Source organism: Pedobacter sp. AC163, assembly GCF_979258665.1.
Genome location: NZ_OZ409872.1, coordinates 2907618 through 2924346 on the forward strand (window position 1 = coordinate 2907618; position 16729 = coordinate 2924346).

The window sequence follows — 16729 nt, forward strand, 5'->3', positions numbered from 1 at the left end:
TGTTGTTATGAGTGGATTCATTTAAAATATCCATTTATACAGATTGAGAACAATAAAAAAGAGCTTCTTCCTTAAATGAAGAAGCTCTTTAGAACTTTTTAAAATGCTATTTTAAGGGTTTTGTCCACCTGGCCCAATTGCTGGATTCGCATCAATTTCAGACTGAGGAATTGCCCATTGCCATTCTGGCCCACCCGCAGGTACCGATAAAACACCAGATAATGCGATAGTATGGTTGCTACCTGTTCTATCCAATGGAAGATCTTGGCGTTTTAAGTCGAAGAATCTAAATCCTTCACCCCATAAATCAATTCTACGTTGAATAAGAATCTCATTTAATAAAGCCGTACCTGTATTTGTGGTTAGCACATAACTTGGATTACGGTTTTTAGCAAATGTAAATAATACATTCTGCGCAGCAGTTGTTTCAGCAGCAGAACCAGCTATTCCTAAACGAGCTCTTGCTTCAGCTTCAATCAAGAACATTTCGCCGACTCTCATGTTAACCACATCACCAACGCTGGTAGATCCAGCATTTCTAAATTTTCCTTGTTTATAACTTGCTGTTGAGCCAGACACTACTCCTGCTGGTTGATTGAAAGCTATAAATGTAGGTGTGTTACCAGCTGGATCCCAAAGTGCTTTACGTACATCAGTTGCAGGAATTTGGTTGTAAAGAATTGAATTCATTCTTTTAGGAATGGTTCTGTTTGCCGTGGAATTAAATGTACCTAAATAAGCAAAAAACGAATAAAAATAGGTCGTTTGATCTTCCTGTTGTTTGCTTCCCCACATCCATTCCTGATTCTCATAACTATTGAACCCAGCTAGGTATTCAGCGTTAGTCATCAAATTCAACCCTGTTCTTGCCTCAAGTGCGTTTTGAGCAGCAATAGCCCATTTACCTTGGGTTAATGCAACTCTTGCTTTAATCCCTTTAGCAACATTGATATTGAAATGCGATTTATTTGGTCGAGCAGTTGCCCCAGCAAACGTGGTAATCGCTAAATCAAGATCGGTGTTAATCTGACCATACACGGCTTCAACGCTTGCTCTTGGTTTTCCTGGATTTCCGTCTACAATGGAAGTATTCATAATTGGAACACCAGCCTGGGTATTATTTCCAGCCGCATCATATCGTTTTCCAAACACCTGAACCAATACAAAATGTGCCCAAGCTCTATATGTTAAGGCCTCTGCTTTAATCATTTTCTTATCAGCTACACTTCCTTCAGCATTATCAATGTTATCAATGATCAAATTTGCATTTGCGATGATCCTGTAATAGAACGTATATATAAAAGAGTTATTTAGCGTTGATGCACTTCTATGTGTTACCCATTTATGCACACCAAAAGCTGTTGTACTAACTGTATTTACAATATCATCACCCATATAATCAATATTAAGGTTTACAGCACCTTGGCCACCTTCTTCTTGTCTAGAATACTGAATATACAATGATCTATTGATACCGTTTAATGCTGCTAAAGCATTTGTTGTTGTAGTAAATACTGCATTTTTATCAACTGAATCTGTTGGATTAGTTAATAAATAATCTTTTTTACAAGCACCCATCAATAGCACAACGGCCATTAATGGAAAAATAAATTTATTTATGGTTTTCATAATTTCCTTTTAAAATGATGCATTAAGTCCTAAACTTACTATACGGGTTGGTGTATAGTTATTAGTATTTACACCGGTAAAACTTTCTGATGGATCTAATCCTTTACGCTTCGAAAGCATGAAAAGATTTTCGCCAGAAGCATACACATTAACCCTACTTAAACCCACCTTCTTGATAAAAGTAGTTGGAAGGTTATAAGCTAAAATCGCTGATCTCATGTTTAAATACGATGCATCAATCAAGAATCTCGACGATGTAGCATTGTTGAAAGTTGATCTACCAACGTCAAGTCTTGGAATTGAAGCGGCATCGCCAATTTGTTGCCACGAATTTAGGGCATCAATATGCAACGAGCCTCCGTAACCTGCATATGACATTAATGATTGATATGTTGCATCATAAGCTTTACCACCAACTTGATAATTCATAATTACTGATAAAGAGAATGCTTTATAAGTAAAGGTGTTGGTGAAACTTCCAAAAAAGTCAGGAATAGAAGATCCTGAATAGGCATATAATGCGTTATTTGGGTTAATAGTAAAGTTTTGCCCATTAACTGTTCTGGTATCTGCGGCACTACCCGGATTAAGAGGATTAATTTCATATAAACCCGCTCCGTCAGCAGGGTTAACGCCAGCCCATTGGCGTAACCAATATTGATATCTGGATTGACCTACCGCTAATTGTTTTGTTCCATCAATAATTGTTGGCGTTTCATCTGGCATTTTCGTAATTCTGTTTCTAATTAATGACCAGTTGATATTCATATCCCATTTAAAATCACGGGATTTAATAATATCACCAGCTAAATTAATTTCGACACCTCTATTCCACATTTTACCAATGTTTTTTGCAAAGGTTCCAGTTCCGCTACCAATACCTAAACCTGTGGATAATGGAAGTGGAACATTGAATAACAAATCAGATGATTGTTTGCTGAAAACCTCAGCACTACCATGTAATCTATTTTTGAAAAAACCGAATTCTACAGCTGCATCAATTTGAGTTTGCGTTTCCCAGGTAATGTTAGGGTTTGCTAAACTTTGAAATAATATCCCTGGCTCTGCAGCATTGTTATTGTCCAAGCTATATAGAGATCTATCCAGATTGTAAATTCTAGCGCCACCCGGGGTTAATAAGTCGTCATTACCTAGTGAACCGTAAGAAGATCTAAATTTCAAATAATTAATCCAGGTTTTATCTTTCAAGAAATTTTCCTCACTTATCAACCAGCCTAAACTAGCTGAATAAAAGTTACCCCATTGCTTACCAGGACCCCATTTAGATGATCCGTCACGACGGTAAGATCCTGTAAGAAAATATTTCGCTTTGTAATCATAATTCAACCTTGTGAATACAGCTTCCTTTCTATAATCTTGCAAGTATGATTGTAAATCTGAAGTTGTTGAAAAATTGATTAATTCGCTATTTCCATCCAAGATTTGGGTATTGCGAGCACCCGTTAAATATTTATAGGCATAATCATAGTTGTTATGCCCAACCAACACACCAATAGTATGATCACCAAGTACCTTATTATAATTCAATAACTGCTCAATAGTGTAAGTAGTGGTTGTCGTAGATGTATTTCTTGCTCTACCGCCTGGTGCACCATCACCTACGATTTTATTTTGATAGTCGCCAAGCATATAGTTGTTTATATCAACTCCTAAATTCTGAGTGAATTTAAAATCTTTAAGAAAAGTTATTTCACCGTAAGTTCTGGCACTTAATGCATTCCTTTTTATTAATGTCGAGTTTAATAATGTCTCCTGCAATATATGTCTTCCGGCGTAAGCTCCAGACGGACGATTTGCAATGCCAAGACTACCTTGTAAATTACCAGTATCATAAATTTTACCTCCACTAGCATCTAACAAATATTCGCCAGTGGTTTGGTTATGAGCATACAATGGGTAAATTGGGCCAATGTAACGGGAAAAGTTAAATGGATTCACAATACTTCCGCTGCCATCAGCGTCGGCTTGATTTGATTTTGTGATGTTTGCATTAACATTTAAGCCAGTTCTAAACCACGAAAGAGGTTTGGTGTTTATATTTACACGACCGTTAATTCTATTGAAATCAGATCTGATAATGTAACCTTTTTCATTCAAGTAACCTAATGATGCATAATAATCAGATTTCTCCGTTGCACCGCTATATGACATTGAATAGTCACTTCTCTGACCAGTTCTTTCTAAAGGTTCTCTCCAGTTAAGATCATCTGGATATAATAACGTTGCATTAGGATTTAACTTTCCATCAGTCCCTACAATTTCATTGTTCGGTACATTGAACGGGTTATTTAATAATAATCCTCTAATTCCATTAGTTGCAGCAGTATTTGCTGCTGCCAACGTACTACCAGTACCTGTAGCTGGATAAACTAAACTATTTCTGTAGGCCTGCCATGCTAATGGATAGTACTGATAAGCATCTACTGTTTCGTATTCAGGAATACCTCTTGAAGTTAAACCTTGAATAATTCTGAAATCAAGTTGTTCTTTTCCTTTTCTACCCTTTTTTGTGGTGATTAAAACTACACCATTACCAGCGCTTGAGCCATAAAGTGCAGAAGATGCCGCATCTTTTAATAATGAAATGGTTTCAATATCATCAACACTAATGTTACTGATATTTCCAGAATACTGGATTCCATCAACGATATACAAAGGATCATTCGATGCAGAAATTGAGCCAAACCCACGAACACGAATTGTTGGACCAGAACCTGGTTGACCATTACCAGCATTTACCTGCACACCTGGGGCAGCGCCGGCGAGCGCACTATTTAAGTTTGTTACAGGTCTTTGCGCAATATCGTCAGCACCAACTGTTGATATTGAACCTGTGTTTTTACCCTTTGTCGTGGTACCATACGCAGTGGTAATCACTACTTCCTGTAAAGACTTCGCATCAGTTTCTAAACCTACATTGATTGAGTTTGATGAAGTAAGCGTAATTGTTTTAGATGCAAAACCTACGAAAGAAAACTGTAGACTTTTAGTTGCTGAGGTAACTCTAATGCTGAATTTACCATCATTTCCTGTCGTTGTAGTCGCTGGTGAACCAAGCGCTTTAATACTAACGCCGGGAAGCGGGAAACCATCCTCTGTCGACGTTACTGTTCCAGTAATTGTTCGCTCTTGAGCCATTGCATTAAATGCAAAAAACAAAAGCACGAACAAACTTTGTAGAAGTTTTTTCATGAATTTAAATTAGTTGTTTGATTTATTAGTTAAGCCGCCTAATTTAAGGGATACGAAAAAGTAATTCAAACTTTAACCCAAAATTTGCATGAAATTCGACAAATTAAAGTTGTTATGACATTAATATTACCTTAAGGTTAAAATAATATTAATACTAACTTTTTAGTTATAATTTCATTGAAGCAATATTATAAAGAACATCTAAAATATTATTTAGTTATAGAAAAATTAGCTAAAACCGATATACAATGAGCAAAGTTTATATATAGTCTAACAATTCGAATTAAATTCCTTGTAAAAAGAACGTTTGATAATAGAATACAAAGACAAAAGATTAAATCTTTGCATATTCAGACCATTGAAGTTAATAAACTAAGGATAGAACCAAGTATTACTGAACAGTTACTTTTTGTCTCTCTACATTCCAGCCGTAAACTTCAATAGCAGTTTTTTGAACTCCATTATATTCAACTGTTATCAACCTGCTTTCTCCAGGCAGTATGCTCACGTAGTTATCATCATAAAAGGCTGGTAAAATCCGCTTGCCTGTTTGGCTATCGATCAACGCCACGCGGTTGAAAAAAGCTACAGGATTGCCACCCGGATTAGTTAATGTTACTTCCACCTTGTCGTCAGATTTTTTAACGGCATTCACCTTTAAAGCCGCTGGTTTTAAATTTTGCAAACCTTTATAATTGCCATCCTTATCAGCCAGCCAGTAAATATTTTCACTTAAAACCTCCTGTTTTTCATTCAACAGTTTGAGTGAGACAAACACACCATCTTTCTGGTCAAGTTTTTTCAGAAAATCATTCAATGGAAAAAAGCGACGAACGGAAGATGCACCAATGGAATTGAAAACCTGCGAATAGAAATAATCTTTTCCATCCATATCGTGAAGCTTGGCTTGCACCATTAAATTATTACGATCTGTAAAACCGTTATTCACTACCGTTACCATGCTATCCAGTGGATTCATCATGATATGAAGGGGCTCACTTCCTTTGCGCAAACCATAAAGGCAAGCATTTGGGTCGAGGTAGTAATCGTACATTTGACCACGAAGCGCCGTCCATGGGTTTTGTGTTTTCCAAATAATAGAACCCGTGTACCAATCCCACATTTTATTAGAGAAGCCTTCCATCAAAGCACGATATTGATCATAGTTGACGAGCTGTGCCTTCATTGCAAAATCCTTTGCATCTTTAGTTTTGCCATAAGGATTAATATACTGATCGTAACCAATGTATTTATGATAATCCCAAACCGAATCTGGCTTGCTTTTAAATTGTGGTGCAACCATATTTTCTTTTGGGATAAAACGCTCCAATGATTCGTAATCTCCTACGCCAACTGAACCCACTTCGGAGTTGTAAGGAAATGTTTTTACCGCCCAAAAGCTTTTTGGATCTTGAATACCATAAGGCCCATCGCCATTACCACCGATTGAATTGTACGACATCTCATCACTATTAGAAAAATCGAAAAACTTCCGCGTGCCATCCAATCGTGGCAGAATATCATTTTTAATCGGATTTAGAATATCCTCTGGCGGCGTAATTTCATTTCCGCCGCACCAGAAAGCAAGTGAAGCATGGTTACGAATCATTTTTACCTGATCTTCAATCGCTGTTAAAACCAGTGGATGATTGTCGGGATAATTCCTTCTCGTCCACTGATCTTCTTTTTTTAAGGGATCTACCCAACGGCCATTGCAATCGCCACTGAACCAAAAATCCTGAAAAACGAGCAAGCCATACTTATCGCAGGCATTATAAAACTCAGGCCTTTCTAAAATGGCACCGCCCCAAATCCTGATCAGGTTTAGGTTCATATCCTTGTGGTAACGAACTTCGGCATCGTAACGGGCATCGGAGAAACGCAGCATCGCATCAGAAATGATCCAGTTACCGCCTTTGATGAAAATCTTTTGGCCATTTACATAAGCGCCCATACTTTGGGTACGGTCATTCCAAATATTATCAATCTGGCGGATGCCAACTTTCAAATTTTCCTGATCCAAAACCTGGCTTCCATTTAAAAATTTGATGTTAACCGGATATAAATCCTGCTTTCCATAACCACTAGGCCACCAAAGTTTAGGGTTTTCCAAAGCTAAATCCGCAAATATTATTTCTGTAGTTTTATTCGCAGCGATAGAAACTGTTTTGCTAACTGTTTTGCCAGCAATTTGGTATTGCAAAATACCTGCAACGGCTTTAGCTGTTGGATTTTCTACCTCAACCGAAACTTTGATGGTAGCTGGTTGTTGTTTGGCATTCGGTACTCTTTTGCCAGGAACCAGCGTAACTACATGCGGGTTTTTTACATTGATAGACCTTGTTTTTTCGATAATCACTTTATCCCAAATCCCTGTGTTTCGATCACGAGTGGGCTGAATCCAATCCCAGCCAGCCGTATATTGCGTGGTTAATCCTTTGGCAATTGTTCCGTCGCCACCTTGCCCGCCGTTTGGATTGCCGGGAAAATCTGGTGGATAAACGATTACGGCCAAGCGGTTTTTGCCTGTGGCAGAAAGAAATTTTGTGATGTTGTAGTTGGCACGAATATGCATGCCTTCATGCGTTTTCGCATTGATCTTCTTTCCGTTGAGAAAAAAATCAGCTTTATAATTTATCCCACGAAATTGTATCCATACCTGTTCGTTGCCGATAGCTTTTTCATCAAAGTCCTTCACAAACCAATAAGTATAATGCTCGTTCCCCGTTTTATAGATATCGGCAATTTTCTCGTTGTTCATTCCATAAAATGGATCAGGAACTTTTTTGTTATCAAGCAAAGTGGTTAAAACCGTCCCTGGAACTGTAGCAGGCAACCAATTATTTAGCCCGAAGTTCGAGCTGGAAATCTGGCTTCCGGTAGCATTAGCGTCTTTAATGTTGGCACAAAGCCAGCCAGAATTAAGTTCGTAGCGTTGGGCTTGCGTGTTTAAAGCAGCTAAAAACAAAAGCGAAAAGAGCAATTTCCTCATAAATGAGTTTTTTAATTAAATATTTTTTAAACTATTGGCTTGGTCTTTCCGAAGAATTACCAACCGTTAATAATAAACCTGATAGAACGGAAATACTTTTTATTTGTTTTCAAGAGTTGACAACTTTATGGCAACCGAGAAAGAAAGTTGTCAACTCTACAAATTAAAAAGATTTTAGTGATAGCAGGGCTACCCTAGCCAAAACGATCTCCCGTAAATTTCCAACTCACTATTTCCCTGAAACTGGTCGATCTGCAGCATTAATGCCCCATAATTTTGATGGCGTATTGCCCATGTAAATTTCCATGGAACCGCCATTTACTATGGTTTTATGCTCAATAAACGACTTATTATAAGGTTTGCCATTAATTAAAATGCGTTGTATGTACTTATTTGCCACAGAATTTCCTAGCACTTTAATGTCGAAGTTCTTGTTTCCTTCCAATTTAATGGTTGCCGAATTAATTAAAGGCGTACCAAAAACATAGGTACCATTGGCGGGATTTACAGGATAAAAACCAAGCGCAGAAAAAACGTACCAGGCGCTCATTTGGCCTACATCTTCGTTTCCACACAAACCATCAGGCTTCGCAGTAAAGAAATCGTTGTCAATTTTGCGAATCAATTCGGCTGTTTTCCAGGGCTGACCGGCATAAGCATATAAATAAGGAATGTGGTGACCGGGCTCATTTCCCTGAGCGTAATTGCCGATCAAACCAGAGATATCAGGTGAGCTGTTTTCACCTAAATCGGCAGGAACGATAAATAAAGAATCGAGTTTGTTTACAAAAGGTTTATCGCCACCGAAAAGATTGATCAAACCCTCCACATCCTGAGGAACCAACCAGGTATATTGCCAGGCATTACCCTCTGTATAATCATCTTCACGGTGCTTGGCCTTAACCGGACTAAACGGCGTACGCCATTTCCCATCGGCCATTTTACCACGCATAAACTGAACATCCTGATCAAAATATTGGCGGTAAAGCTGTGCCCTTTTGCTAAAATATCGATAATCTTCAGTTTTATTAAGCGCCTTTGCAAACATGGCTATACAGTAATCGTCGATCGCATATTCCAGGGCTTTGGCAACAGATTCGTTAACTTTATCGGCTGGAATGTACTTAAGTTGCTGAATGTAATCGATGCCTTCCGTTTTTTGCATGGCAGATTGTTTTACTGCTTCATAAGCAAGATTTTCATCAAAACCGCGGTAGCCTTTCAAATAAGCATCTACTATAACCGGAACAGCATGATAGCCCACCATGGTATTGGTTTCGTTGCCCATTAAATGCCAAACCGGAAGTTTGCCCTGCTCCTTGTAAATGGCCAACATGGTGTTCACTACATCACTCACCCGATCCTGATGTAAGATAGTGTATAAAGGATGCGCCGCCCTGTAAGTATCCCAAAGTGAAAAAGTAGTGTAGTTGGTGAAATTAGCCTGTTTATATACTTTTTTGTCGGTGCCTAGATAATCGTTGTTCACATCATTAAAAAGTGATGGTGCCGTCATGGTATGAAACAAAGCGGTATAGAATATTTTTTTTGTATTGGCTGAAGCATTGATTTTAACCTTCGACAATTCTTTTTCCCATTTCGCATCAGCTTTCTTCGTCGTGGATGCAAAATCCCACCCAGGCAGTTCAGTTGAAAGGTTTAAGATGGCATTTTCAATGCTTACCGGAGATAAGGCCACTTTTATCTGAAGTTTATTATTGTTAATTGCTGCAAAACTGGCTACTGCTTTCAGCTTTTTGCCATTAACATCTTTGCTTTCTTTCAGCTGATTATCTTCATAAATATCGAAGCTTCTTAGGGGTTGAGAAAACTTGATGACGAAATACAAGCGCTGATCATTTGCCCAGCCTTTAGAATTTCTATTCCCGACAATAGTATTGGCGTCGATTTGTTTAAAAGATGCATTTGTTGGTGCATCCCAACCGATGCCTTCCACCAAATCGATCATAACATGTGGCGTTGGGGCATTTTTCGGAAAGGTGTATTGATGAAAACCTACACGTTCGGTAGCCGTTAGTTCTGCCTTAATTTTGTATTTATCGAGTAAAACACTGTAATAACCAGCTTTGGCATTTTCATTTTGGTGCGAAAATGTCGACAGGTAGCCTTTATCCTCTTCTCCCTTTTTACCTTTCTCTAAAACAGTTGCGCCTGTTACGGGCATAATTGAAATGTCGCCCAAATCGCCAATGCCGGTTCCACTTAGGTGGGTATGCGAAAAACCAGTGATGGTCTTGCTTACGTAGTTGTAACCGCTGCACCAATCCCAGCCTTCCATAATATTGTTTGGACCAAGTTGTACCGCTCCGAAAGGAACATTTGCGCCAACAAAAACATGCCCGTGTTTTGCAGAACCAATAATGGGATCTACAAACTGAGTTAGTTTCGAATTTTGCTGAGCGTTGATTCCATTGGTGAATAATATGGCCGAAGCAAAAACGATTAATTTTGCACTAAAAATTTTCATAGTCTAAATAGGATAAGCTAAATCGATTTACAAATTAATAAATTATAAATGGACTTAGAGAATTATTCGGGAAAAGTTGATCACGACTACTCAATTGATTGTGCTTCTTTTACTGAAGAAGCCTGTCATCACTAAAAATTTTGCAGTAATTCAACAATGTTTACTTCTTGATTTCAAGCACAATTACCTCATCATTTTTATTGATATTTCCAGTAATAGGAATATGGAGCGAACCGTTTTTTAAAGTTGCGCTTACCGCTTTCTTATCTTTTAAATAATAAGCTTTTTGTATTTTCTTAAATGGGAAGCCTTTCAACAAAATTTCAGGCTGTGCTTTAAAAATATGAATAAATAGTTTGTCGCTTTTTTGCGTAATGCATCCCCAATCTTGCGGTTTTAAGTAACCTGAGTTGGAACCATAAATACTTTCTCCATATATTTTTAACCAATCGCCCATACTATTTAGTCGCTCAGTAAACTCAGGCTGGATTTCTCCGTTTGGCATAGGGCCTATATTTAACAATAAGTTAGCCCCTAAAGCTGCTGCCTTCACCAGGGTTTGAATAAGTTTGGTTTCACTTTTATAGGAAGTATCAGTGAGGCTAAATCCCCAGGAACCGTTTATAGTCTGACAAGCTTCTAAAGGAATTTGGGCACTTGCTTCCTGAAAGCTTAAACCAGATTTATTCTCTCCAGGTAAATCTTGTTCAAACATTTGGAAATCTTCTCCTGGCAATGGGGAAAGATGGTGGTTATTACCGATCATGCATTGAGGCTGAAGCTTGTGTATTAAACCATAAATTTCGTCATACTTCCAATCGAGTCTAGAAGTTCGGTCTTTCTCTCCTTCGGGAGCGGTTTGATCCCAATGACCATCGAACCAAATACCACCAATTTCACCATAGTTGGTGAGCAACTCGGTGAGTTGGTTTTTCATAAACTGAAGATAACTTGCGTAGTTTCCATGTCCTTTTCTCCCGCTAAACTGGCCAGTTCTGCCCGTTTCATGTGGATAATCTTCGCGGCGCCAATCGAGTATGGAGTAATAAAGAAAGAGTTTAATGCCTTGTTTTTTACACTCGTCTGCCATCATCTTCACAATATCCTTCTTGTAAGGGGTGTTCATGATATTGAAACCCGAATATTTGGTATCCCACATGCTAAAACCATCATGATGCCTTGTGATTAGGGTAATGTATTTCATCCCGGCATTTTTAGCCGTTGCGACCCATTTTTGCGCATCAAAATCGATGGGGTTAAAGAACTTTTCCAAACGGGTGTAGTTCTCCACGGTAACTTTCCGCTCGTTCATTACCCACTCGCCACTTCCAGGAATGCTAAATGGACCCCAGTGAATAAACAGCCCGAAGCGAGCATCGGCAAACCAATTGCGTGCTTCGATATTAGATGGGGCAGGCACATAATTTTGTGCACCAGCAAACAAACCATTTACAATAAAAGCAATGATCAGGCATAATTTTTTCATAACTGATGTTTAAATTTGGTTGAAGAAAGGATGGTCTAATCTATACTTGTCGGTTCCTTAACGGGCTTGCCAATTACTTTATAATTGCCATCTCCTTTTAAAATAGCCAACATTTGAGTTTGATTGGCAAACAGGGTTTTTGCTGCCGCCAGTTCTTTATCGTATTGGAAACTCTGCTCTATTCTACCTTTCTCGTAAAAATATCTGCTTATAATTTGTGCTTCTAAAACCCTTTTTATTTCTGCCTTATGTGTAGCCAAATCATTCTTTTTTGATGAAGTAAGCTTGTATTTCAAATTTTCTAAATCAGCTTTCACCTCCGCTGATTTATTTTCTTTTTCTGCCTCAACACGTAAATCAGATAATAATCTTTCTGTTCTGCTTTGATAGGTGAGGTCTTTATCAGCCAAGGTGCTTACAAATGCAGCATAATCTGCATCTGAAACCTGGAATGTTTTCGCTGATTCTAATTTTGTAGTTTTTTTCGAAAAGATATTGGCATAGTTAAAGAATAAACTTTTGTTAATCATGGTAATGGTAACCGGACTAAGTTTATCTGCGTTGACTACCAAATCGGGGTAAACGCCATTTCCACTGTAAACATTTCTGCCCGCTTTCGTTTGATACATCGCAATAGTAGAATCGGCAAATCGCTCAGCCATTCCATTGACATCCTTATGGGTATAATCGAGTTTTTGAATGCATCGGCCTGATGGTGTGTAATACTTGGCTACAGTAACTTTAACCAAACTGTTATACGGAAGATTAAATGTTTGCTGCACCAATCCCTTTCCATAACTGCGTTGGCCAACTACAATAGCCCGATCTAAATCCTGTAACGAACCGGCCACAATTTCGGAAGCCGATGCAGAATTGCCGTTTACTAAAACCACCAATGGAACTGAGGGAGATACTGGCATCATCTGCGTTTTATAGGTGATGGTTTTTTCGGCATTTTTACCTTTTTGAATTACCACTAACTGATCTTTATCTACAAATAGATTTACAATTTTAACAGCCTCCTGCAAAATACCCCCACCATTATTTCTTAAATCCAAAACAATGCCTTTAGGGTTTTCTTTGTTAAGGTTAACTAAAGCATCCCTCACTTCCTGACCAGAATTTTCTAAGAATTTATCCAACCTAATGTAACCAATGCCATCGCCAATCATACCCGAGTAAGATACGTTAGGTTGCTTAATTTCATCACGGTTTAATTTTTTGGAAATCTCTTTACCGTCTCTCATCAAGGTCAAATCGACTGGTGTACCTTTTGGGCCACGCAACAACTGACTAATTTGAGTGCGATCTTTACCTTTGATTTCGATTCCATTTATTTTTAAGATCTGGTCGCCGGCTTTCACATCACCTTTGTTAGCCGGATAGCCCTCACTTACATCATTTACAAAAAGTTTTCCGTCAATAAGTACCGTTGCTGCGCCAATTCCACCGTATTGGGTGCTAATATATTTTAGTTTGTAATCTTCGATTTCCGATTCGGGAACATATTCTGTATAAGGATCGAGTGTTTCCAACATGGCATCAATCCCTGTTTTCATTAACTGAGGCGCATTGGTTTCATCAACATAATTGATATTGATTTCTTTATACAGCGATGCGAAAATGTCTAAGTTTTTCGATACCAGAAATAGATCTTCCCTAAATGAAAAAGAGAAAACAGCTAAAGTCAAACCTGCTGCTAAAACATAATATTTTAGTTTCTTCATACCTTAAATTCTGGAATCCAAAACAGCAAGCTGATGGATGATTTGTTTTTTATAAAGGTAAATGTACGAAAAGGCCCAAATATTAAAAATAAGATATTTGAAAGTGCTTTATGCAGAAAAGAAAGAGATGGATTTTAACTTAAAGTCTGTTGCCTTTAGTATCGGCTAGTGCTTTTTGAATAGTGAATTCGATGTAAGTTCGGTCGCGTTTTACCAACCGCATTAAATCTTCAACCAATTGATCTTCTTTGCCAGGCGTAAACTCCAAAGGCTCGTTCGCTAGATCGCGGTATTTCCTTAAAAATTTAGTTTTTACTTTAAAAGCAGTTTCAGAAGTAAGTTGAAAATTAGCCATAGCAGATTTTATTTGATGCAAAAGTAAAAAATATTTGCTCACATCGCCATGTTTTTGTGAGGGCTTTAAAAAAAATAGAGTTAACAGGAATGTTTTGCACGATAATTGTGCTGAAATGCGGATTATAAAATCCAATTGATTAAACACACAAACATTAAACATTCAAAAAAATGAAAAAAATCATCCTTTCTATTGTTTTCCTAACCGCCGGTTGGATAACATCTCAGGCACAAACCTTCAATTTAGGTGTTAAAGCAGGCGTAAACCTGGCCAAACTTAATGCAGATTTCGCCAGCGAAGAAAACCGATTAGGTTATCAAGTTGGTGCATGGGCACGTATTGGTGGTGCCAGTTTTTATGTACAGCCAGAGGCCTACATTGGCAGCAAAGGCAATAAGTTCATCAGCTTTACCAATAATAACAATACCGAAGTTGCTGCAGAAGGTAAAGTAAAATTTACCACGTTAGATATTCCTGTTTTATTGGGAACGAAATTTGGTGCCAAGAACCTAAATTTCAGATTAATGGCCGGACCAGTGGTATCATTTGTGCTGGATGAAAATTCTAGCTTTAGCAGTGCCTACGATCAAGCTACAGATTTCGACAATTACAAAAATCAAGCTATTGGAATCCAAGCTGGTGCGGGGGTAGATGTAGGCTCTATTTCTGTAGATCTACGTTATGAAGCAGGACTATCAAACATTAGTAAAAGCGAAAAGTATACTCAAAAACCTAACTTATTTCAGTTGAGTTTAGGCTTTAAGATATTGTAATTGACATAAGCGCCAGAATATTTTTCTGGCGCTTTAACTATTTTAATGGTTAAGCTTCCGGTAAGCCTCCCTTTATCTGGACCTCTGTAAAATTGGCATTACAGCAAGTAGTTAGATTAAAAAAACACGATTTTTATATCTGCATTTTAAACTAACAACAATGAAAACCCCCATTTTTTTATTATTTGCCTTGCTGGTGTCTTTCGGACTTCAGGCCCAAGACTTCAAATACGCATTTGTGACTGACACACATGTCGGATCATCAACAGGAGAAGAAGATCTTCGCCGAACAGTGGCCGATATCAATGAATTATCTGACATCGACTTTATTATTGTTACTGGTGACATTACCGAAATGGGCACCAATAATGAATTGAGTTTAGCCAAACAAATCCTTTCAGGCTTAAAAAAGCCCTACCATATTATTCCTGGCAATCATGATACAGGATGGTCAGAATCTGGTGGAGTAAGATTTATCAAAGAATTTGGAAATGATAAATTTACTTTTGATCATAATGGATATCGTTTTATCGCTTGTGCTTCTGGTCCTTATGTAAGAATGAGTGACGGACATATTCCAAGAGATGCGACTGTTTGGCTGGATAGTGTGTTAAAAGCAACTCCTAAAAACATGCCCCTTGTTTTTGCCAATCATTATCCGCTAGATAACAGCTTGGATAATTGGTACGAAGCAACTGATCGTTTGAAAAAATACAACATTCAGTATGCCATTTGCGGCCATGGGCATAGCAATAAACCGTATAATTTTGAAGGTATAGAGGCAACCATGGGTCGCTCGAACTTAAGGGCGAAAGATAGCATTGGTGGTTATAACATTGTGAGTATGACCAAGGATAGTGTTTTCTTTCAAACTAAAAAACCGACTCAGCTCATCACTCCGGCCTGGAGGAAAATAGCATTGAAAACGTTTCAGGATGATCAAAAGAAATATGATAGACCAGATTTCGCCATCAACACAAAGTATGCGAATACAAAAGAATTGTGGTCTTATCATTCGAATGCCAATGTAGTAAACACACCAGCCTATTCTGCCAATCGGGTTATTTTTGGGAATAGTTTGGGTTTGGTTGAGGCACTAAATAAAAAGACAGGAAAAAAAGAATGGACCTTTCATAGCAAGGGGGCCATTTATTCTTCGCCTGTGATTATTGAAAATTTAGTGATTTTCGGATCTGGCGACGGAAACATTTATGCCTTAAATGAAAAAACAGGGAAAGAGGTTTGGAAAAAAGAAACTCCAAACTCAGTTTTAGGATCGCCTGTTGTTAGTGGAAAAAACATTTATATTGGAGGTAGTGATAATACTTTCAGGGCATTAGAAGCTAAAACTGGTAAAGAAATTTGGGCATTTACAGAAGTTGAAGGTACAATAGTAGGTAAGCCACTTATCTATCAAGGTAAAATTATTTTCGGTTCATGGGGCAGGCATTTATATGCGCTTAACATCAATTCGGGAAGTCTGGTTTGGAAATGGAACAATGGCCAGGGCAACAGAATGTTTTCTCCGGCAATGGTTACCCCTGTAGCGGCAAAGGGTATTGTGTACATTTCTGCACCAGATAGATATTTGACAGCAATTGATGCGAGTAATGGCACTACGCTTTGGAGAAATAAAGAAGCCACCGTTCGTGAATCGATTGGTTTATCAACTGATAGCACCACCATTTACGGCAAAACGATGCAGGATGAAATTGTGGCATATAAGGCTCAGCCTCAAGACCCTGGTGTGCTTTGGCGATATAATGCAGGCTTCGGTTATGAGCATGTACCTTCTATGCTAATTGAGAAAGATGGCAATGTGTTTTTTGGAACCAAAAACGGCGTTGTTTATGCTATTGATCCAAAAAAGCAATCGACAACATGGGCACATAAAATAGATAACTCGATGATTAATACCGTAAATGTAGTTGACGGAAAAAATCTTGTGGTGAGTACTATGGACGGAAAAGTGGTTTGGATAAATGCGAAGAAATAATACTTAAATTTTTAATCAACAAAAAAGGGAGCCAATTTGCAAAGGCTCCCTTTTTTGTTGCTGATTGTAT

The 16729-nt window shown here is 38.1% G+C and carries 9 protein-coding genes; 2 read left to right on the forward strand and 7 right to left on the reverse strand.

Going from position 1 to position 16729, the window contains the following annotated elements:
• Nucleotides 1-111: 111 nt before the first annotated feature.
• From ACZZZK_RS12560 to ACZZZK_RS12590, 7 genes are all read right to left on the reverse strand, one after another.
• Nucleotides 112-1629: a RagB/SusD family nutrient uptake outer membrane protein gene (locus tag ACZZZK_RS12560; RefSeq protein WP_463484433.1), complete on the reverse strand. Its 1518-nt coding sequence runs from the start codon at nucleotides 1627-1629 to the stop codon at nucleotides 112-114.
• 9 nt (nucleotides 1630-1638) lie between these two features.
• Nucleotides 1639-4842 carry a SusC/RagA family TonB-linked outer membrane protein gene (locus ACZZZK_RS12565; protein ID WP_463484434.1) on the reverse strand — a complete coding sequence of 1068 codons (3204 nt, stop codon included), beginning with the start codon at nucleotides 4840-4842 and terminating at the stop codon, nucleotides 1639-1641.
• A gap of 391 nt (nucleotides 4843-5233) precedes the next feature.
• Nucleotides 5234-7834 (reverse strand): glycoside hydrolase family 2 protein, encoded by a 2601-nt coding sequence (locus ACZZZK_RS12570; RefSeq protein WP_463484435.1) that lies wholly within the window; start codon nucleotides 7832-7834, stop codon nucleotides 5234-5236.
• 229 nt (nucleotides 7835-8063) lie between these two features.
• Nucleotides 8064-10322: a GH92 family glycosyl hydrolase gene (locus tag ACZZZK_RS12575; RefSeq protein WP_463484436.1), complete on the reverse strand. Its 2259-nt coding sequence runs from the start codon at nucleotides 10320-10322 to the stop codon at nucleotides 8064-8066.
• Nucleotides 10323-10482: 160 nt separating this feature from the next.
• Complete coding sequence (locus ACZZZK_RS12580) at nucleotides 10483-11808, reverse strand: alpha-L-fucosidase (protein WP_463484437.1); 1326 nt, start codon at nucleotides 11806-11808, stop codon at nucleotides 10483-10485.
• A 35-nt stretch (nucleotides 11809-11843) separates the two neighbouring features.
• Entirely contained in the window at nucleotides 11844-13535 is a 1692-nt protein-coding gene (locus ACZZZK_RS12585) for a S41 family peptidase (RefSeq protein WP_463484438.1), read from the reverse strand.
• A 139-nt stretch (nucleotides 13536-13674) separates the two neighbouring features.
• A complete protein-coding gene (locus ACZZZK_RS12590) occupies nucleotides 13675-13890 on the reverse strand; it encodes a hypothetical protein (protein ID WP_010599278.1) in 216 nt (71 codons plus the stop codon).
• Nucleotides 13891-14060: 170 nt separating this feature from the next.
• On the opposite strand from ACZZZK_RS12590, the gene ACZZZK_RS12595 reads away from it, so the two are divergent.
• Together ACZZZK_RS12595 and ACZZZK_RS12600 are read left to right on the forward strand one after the other, a co-directional pair.
• Nucleotides 14061-14663, forward strand: a complete 603-nt coding sequence (locus ACZZZK_RS12595) for a porin family protein (RefSeq protein WP_463484439.1) — start codon at nucleotides 14061-14063, stop codon at nucleotides 14661-14663.
• 160 nt (nucleotides 14664-14823) lie between these two features.
• The gene (locus ACZZZK_RS12600) at nucleotides 14824-16659 is read left to right on the forward strand and encodes an outer membrane protein assembly factor BamB family protein (RefSeq protein ID WP_463484440.1); all 1836 of its coding nucleotides are present in this window, start codon (nucleotides 14824-14826) and stop codon (nucleotides 16657-16659) included.
• Nucleotides 16660-16729: the final 70 nt, after the last annotated feature.

What these genes read in the sequence shown, in the direction of transcription:
- ACZZZK_RS12580 (WP_463484437.1), bottom strand. Translation starts at nt 11,808, where the DNA reads ATGAAAAAATTATGCCTGATCATTGCTTTTATTGTAAATGGTTTGTTT.
- ACZZZK_RS12595 (WP_463484439.1), top strand. Translation starts at nt 14,061, where the DNA reads ATGAAAAAAATCATCCTTTCTATTGTTTTCCTAACCGCCGGTTGGATA.
- ACZZZK_RS12585 (WP_463484438.1), bottom strand. Translation starts at nt 13,535, where the DNA reads ATGAAGAAACTAAAATATTATGTTTTAGCAGCAGGTTTGACTTTAGCT.
- ACZZZK_RS12570 (WP_463484435.1), bottom strand. Translation starts at nt 7,834, where the DNA reads ATGAGGAAATTGCTCTTTTCGCTTTTGTTTTTAGCTGCTTTAAACACG.
- ACZZZK_RS12590 (WP_010599278.1), bottom strand. Translation starts at nt 13,890, where the DNA reads ATGGCTAATTTTCAACTTACTTCTGAAACTGCTTTTAAAGTAAAAACT.
- ACZZZK_RS12600 (WP_463484440.1), top strand. Translation starts at nt 14,824, where the DNA reads ATGAAAACCCCCATTTTTTTATTATTTGCCTTGCTGGTGTCTTTCGGA.
- ACZZZK_RS12565 (WP_463484434.1), bottom strand. Translation starts at nt 4,842, where the DNA reads ATGAAAAAACTTCTACAAAGTTTGTTCGTGCTTTTGTTTTTTGCATTT.
- ACZZZK_RS12560 (WP_463484433.1), bottom strand. Translation starts at nt 1,629, where the DNA reads ATGAAAACCATAAATAAATTTATTTTTCCATTAATGGCCGTTGTGCTA.
- ACZZZK_RS12575 (WP_463484436.1), bottom strand. Translation starts at nt 10,322, where the DNA reads ATGAAAATTTTTAGTGCAAAATTAATCGTTTTTGCTTCGGCCATATTA.